Source organism: Streptomyces niveiscabiei (assembly GCF_001419795.1).
In the GTDB taxonomy this organism is placed as follows: Bacteria; Actinomycetota; Actinomycetes; order Streptomycetales; family Streptomycetaceae; genus Streptomyces; species Streptomyces niveiscabiei.
In genome coordinates, this window is the sequence record NZ_LIRL01001206.1 from 1 (window position 1) to 3,442 (window position 3,442).

The window sequence follows — 3,442 nt, forward strand, 5'->3', positions numbered from 1 at the left end:
ACGATCCCCGCGAGGCAGTGCAGCGGCGCCGACTTCCCCGACCCCGAGGGGCCCATACCGCCGAGGGCCTCACCGGGGGGGATGGAGAACTCGGCGCGGTGATGGGCCCCTCGGGGTCGGGCAAGTCGACGCTGATGCACTGCCTGGCCGGTCTGGACACGGTCTCGGCGGGCCGCGTCTGGCTGGGCGACACGGAGATCACGGCTCTGGGCGACCGCGAGCTGACCCGCTTGCGGCGCGACCGGGTCGGCTTCATGTTCCAGTCGTTCAACCTGATCCCGACGCTGACGGCGGCGGAGAACATCACGCTCCCGATGGACATCGCGGGCCACAGGCCGGACCAGGAGTGGCTGGCCGAGATCATCGGCACCCTGGGCCTGCGCGACCGCCTCAAGCACCGCCCCGCCCAGCTCTCCGGCGGCCAGCAGCAGCGCGTCGCCTGCGCCCGCGCCCTGGTCTCCCGCCCCGACCTGGTCTTCGCCGACGAGCCCACCGGCAACCTCGACTCCCGCGCGGGCCTGGAGGTCCTCGCGATCCTCCGCCAGGCGGTGGACTCCCTGGGCCAGACGGTCGTGATGGTCACCCACGACCCGACCGCCGCCGCCCACTCCGACCTGGTCCTGTTCCTGGCGGACGGCCGCATCGTGGAGGACATGGAACGGCCCACGGCGGAAGGGGTGCTGGAGCGACTGCGCCTGTTCGCGGGCGGGGGCGGTACGGCGCCGGAGGCAGAGGGGGTGCGGGAGTCGGCCGGAGTGGAGGCGGAGCCCGGCGTGGGGGACGGCGAGGTGCGCGGGCGGGAGCGGCCTGCCCGCGAAGCCCTCGCGGGAGATCCGGCGACCGCCGACGCCGACCACCGGCGAGGCCCAGGTCCGACAGAAGCCGCGGCCGGCGATCCCCTCCCGGCCCCTCGCTCCGACCCCCGCGCGGAGGGCTGACCATGCTCAAGGCCACCCTCCGCAGCTTCCTCGCCCACAAGGGCCGGCTTCTGCTCTCCGCGCTCGCCGTCGTCCTGTCGGTCGCGTTCGTGGCGGGCAGCCTGATCTTCTCGGACACCGTGACGCGGACGTTCGACCGCCTCTTCGCCTCCACCTCGGCGGACGTGACGGTGGCGCCGAGGAACGACCTCACCTCGGCGGTCCCGACCGGCGCCGTCCAGACCCTCCCCGCCGCCCTGGAGAAGCGCCTCGCGGCGATCCCCGGCGTGGCGGGCGCGCACGCGGAGGTGAGCGTCGAGAACGCGACGGTCGTCGACGCGGAGAACGACCCGGTCGGTCCGACGGCAGGCGCCCCCACCATCGCCCTGGACTGGCACCTCACCGACCGCAGCCCGGTGGAACTGACCTCCGGCAGGCCCCCGCGCGGCGCCGGGGAAGCCCTGCTGGACGCGGACACGGCCGACAAGAAGGGCGTACGGACCGGCGACCGGCTGACGGTGATGGCGCAGCCGGGCACGTTCCGGGTCACCGTCGTGGGGATCGTCACCTTCACGACCACCAACCCCGGCGCGGCCCTCCTCTTCCTGGACCCGGAGGTCGCGGCCACCCAGCTGCTCGGCTCGGCGGACCGGGCGACCGCGATCGAGCTGAGGGCGGCGCCGGGCGTGTCGGACGAGGCCCTCAAGGCACGCGTGGCGGGCGCCCTCAGCGCGGGCCCGTACGACGTGAAGACGGCCGGCGAGCAGGCGAAGTCCTCGGCGGAGCAGCTCGGCGGGTTCCTGGACGTGATCAAGTACGTGATGCTGGGCTTCGCGGGCATCGCCGTCCTCGTCGGCGTGTTCCTGATCGTCAACACGTTCTCGATGCTGATCGCCCAGCGCACCAGGGAGCTGGGCCTGCTGAGGGCGCTGGGCGCGGACCGCCGCCAGGTGCGCCGCTCGGTCCTGACGGAAGCCGTCCTGCTGGGCCTCACCGGCTCCACCCTGGGCCTCGCGGCGGGCATCGGCCTGGCGTTGGGCCTGATCAAGCTGATGTCGGTGTTCGGGATGAACCTGAAGACGACGGAGATGGTGATCGGCTGGCCGACGCCGGTCGCGGCGTACGCGGTGGGCGTCGGTGTCACGTTCGCCGCCGCGTACCTGCCCGCGCGCCGGGCGGCGGCCGTCTCCCCGATGGCGGCGCTCGCGGACGCGGAGGTCGCCGGCGTGGGCCGCCCCCTGCGGGTGCGGGCGATCGTGGGCGCGGCCTTGGCCGCACTCGGCGCGGCGGCGCTGGCGGGCTGCGCGGCGGCGACGGAAACGGCGTCGGCGGCGTCGCTCCTGGGCCTGGGCGTCGTCCTCACCCTGCTGGCGACGGTCGTGGCGGGCCCCCTGCTGGTCCGCCCGGTGATCAGGGTCCTCGGCGGCGCGTTCCCGGCCCTGTTCGGCTCGGTGGGCCGGATGAGCCAGCGCAACGCCCTGCGCAACCCGCGCCGGACGGGCGCGACGGCGTCCGCGCTGATGGTGGGGCTCGCGCTGGTCGGCGGGATGTCGGTGGCGAGCGCGTCGATGTCGGCGTCCTTCGACCGGCAGATCGACAGGACGCTCGGCGCGGACTTCGTCGTCCAGAACGGCAACTTCACCCCGTTCTCGAAGGAGGTCACCGACCGGATCAGGGCGACCGAGGGCGTGGGGCTCGCGGTCCGTGCCCGCTTCGCGCCGCTCGCGGTCCGCCTCCCGGACGGCAGGCGCGTCGAGACGACGGCCGCGGGCTACGACCCCCGGCTCGACGAGGTCGCGCACATCACGTACACGCGGGGCGACACGGCGGCGGCCCTGGCGGCCGGGCACGTGGCGATGGACGTGGACTTCGCGCGCGAGCACGGCGTACGGATCGGCAGCGTCCTGCCGACCGAGTTCCCGGGCGAGCGGCGTACGGAGCTGACGGTCGGCGCGCTCACCGACCAGGACGCCGCGGAGGGCTTCGGCGCGCGGGGCGGGCTGTTCCTGGGGCTCGCGACGGTCGAGCGGTTCGTGCCGGGCGGCCAGGAGTCCGCGGTGTACGTGGACGCGGCGCCGGGGACGGGCGCGGACGCGCTGCGCGGGGCGCTGGAGCGGACGCTGGACCCGTACCCGCAGGTCCAGGTCCGTGACCAGGCCGACTACAAGAAGCTGGTGCACGACCAGATCGCGGTGCTGCTCTACCTGGTGTACGCGCTGCTGGGCCTGGCGATCGTCATCGCGGTGCTCGGCGTCGTCAACACGCTCGCGCTGTCGGTGGTCGAACGGACCCGGGAGATCGGCCTGTTGCGGGCGATCGGGCTGGCCCGGCGGCAGTTGCGGCGGATGATCCGGCTGGAGTCGGTGGTGATCGCGGTGTTCGGCGCGGTCCTGGGCCTCGCGCTGGGGATGGTGTGGGGGGTGTGTATCCAGCAGGTGCTGGCGTTGCAGGGGATGGGGGTGCTGGCGATCCCGTGGGGGACGGTCGTCGCGGTGGTGGTCGGCTCGGCGGTGGTCGGGGTGGTG

The 3,442-nt window shown here is 74.3% G+C and carries 2 protein-coding genes; both read left to right on the plus strand.

Annotation, left to right across the window (positions count from 1 at the left end; genetic code table 11):
- The coding region (locus tag AOK24_RS42070; protein ID WP_420876730.1) for an ABC transporter ATP-binding protein at positions 1 to 938 on the plus strand (938 nt) is incomplete at its 5' end.
- Positions 939 to 940: 2 nt separating this feature from the next.
- The coding region (locus AOK24_RS42075; RefSeq protein ID WP_055725148.1) for an ABC transporter permease at positions 941 to 3,442 on the plus strand (2,502 nt) is incomplete at its 3' end.